This window comes from Kitasatospora sp. NPDC101235 (assembly GCF_044767505.1).
Taxonomy (GTDB): domain Bacteria; phylum Actinomycetota; class Actinomycetes; order Streptomycetales; family Streptomycetaceae; genus Kitasatospora.
This window is the reverse complement of record NZ_JBIWNZ010000094.1, coordinates 1-1131: the sequence shown is the minus strand read 5'-3', so window position 1 is coordinate 1131 and position 1131 is coordinate 1. Positions and strand designations below refer to the sequence as shown.

2 protein-coding genes are annotated in these 1131 nt (G+C 69.7%); one reads left to right on the top strand and one right to left on the bottom strand.

Going from position 1 to position 1131, the window contains the following annotated elements; all coding sequences use genetic code 11:
• Positions 1–291 precede the first annotated feature (291 nt).
• Positions 292–729, top strand: a complete 438-nt coding sequence (locus ACIRRH_RS43960; RefSeq protein WP_403079115.1) for a hypothetical protein — start codon at positions 292–294, stop codon at positions 727–729.
• A 120-nt stretch (positions 730–849) separates the two neighbouring features.
• On the opposite strand, the gene ACIRRH_RS43955 is transcribed toward ACIRRH_RS43960, so the two are convergent.
• A partial coding sequence (locus tag ACIRRH_RS43955; RefSeq protein ID WP_355270033.1) for an electron transfer flavoprotein subunit alpha/FixB family protein occupies positions 850–1131 on the bottom strand: 282 nt, incomplete at its 5' end.

Sequence of the window (1131 nt, the reverse complement as noted above, 5' to 3'; positions counted from 1 at the left end):
ACCTCCGCCGCGAACGGAGCGATCTTCGCCTCGGCCAGCGAACGCACCGCCTCACGGAGCATCCCGTGCTCCTCGGAGATACGGAAGAGATCGAACTCCTGGCTCATGATCGCCACTCCTGTTTCACGACGGTACTCAGTACCCTTCATTATGCATGCGCGCGGCAAAAAGGGAACTCAGTGCCTTCCCTTGACGGCACTGAGTTCCCTATCCTTTTCGTGCCGAACTTCTGGCGCACTTCCGCCGTGGTTCCACCGAACGAAGCCGGTCCGAGCGCAGGGAGATGACAGCGTGGTCCACTCAGCCATCGATGCCGACACCCGCAGCACGACGCTGTACTTCCAGCGCTGCGCGTGGTGCAACAACCCGACCTTCCAGCGGCTGCTCTGCCCCACCTGCGGCTCCACCGACCTCAGGCTGGAGCCCAGCGAGGGCACCGGCGTGGTGCGGCGCTGCGCGGTCGAGCAGGCCCGGACGCCACTGGTCCGTCAGAAGTCCCTGATCCGCATGGCGGAGGGCTTCGACGTCTGGTGCATCGTGGACGGGATGCGCAGCACCGTCCCGGTCGGCACCCGGGTGCGGCTGCTCTCCTCCCCCGACTCCGACCAGCCCGAGCTGCGGCTGCTGCCGGTGGAGGAGCCGCCGTCGCCGCAGGACACCGAGCCGCGCCCGCTGCCGCCCGCCCAGGGCGGCTTCACCCGGCACCTCGCGGCCTTCGTCGCGGAGTGAGTCGCGGAGCCGACCGCGCAGCGATCGGGACGGGCGGCACGACCCGGCGCCGCCGGGAAACGACGGAGGGCGTGGCACCGAGTACCACTCGGCACCACGCCCTCCACTGCACTCGGGGGATCAGGCCTTGCGGGCCTTCACCTCGGCGGTGAGCTGCGGCAGCACCTCGAAGAGGTCGCCGACCACGCCGTAGTCGGCGAGCTCGAAGATCGGGGCCTCGGGGTCCTTGTTGACGGCCACGATGGTCTTCGAGGTCTGCATGCCGGCCCGGTGCTGGATGGCGCCGGAGATGCCGTTGGCCACGTACAGCTGCGGGGAGACCTGCTTGCCGGTCTGGCCGACCTGGCTGCTGTGCGGGTACCAGCCGGCGTCCACGGCGGCGCGCGAGGCACCGACGGCCGC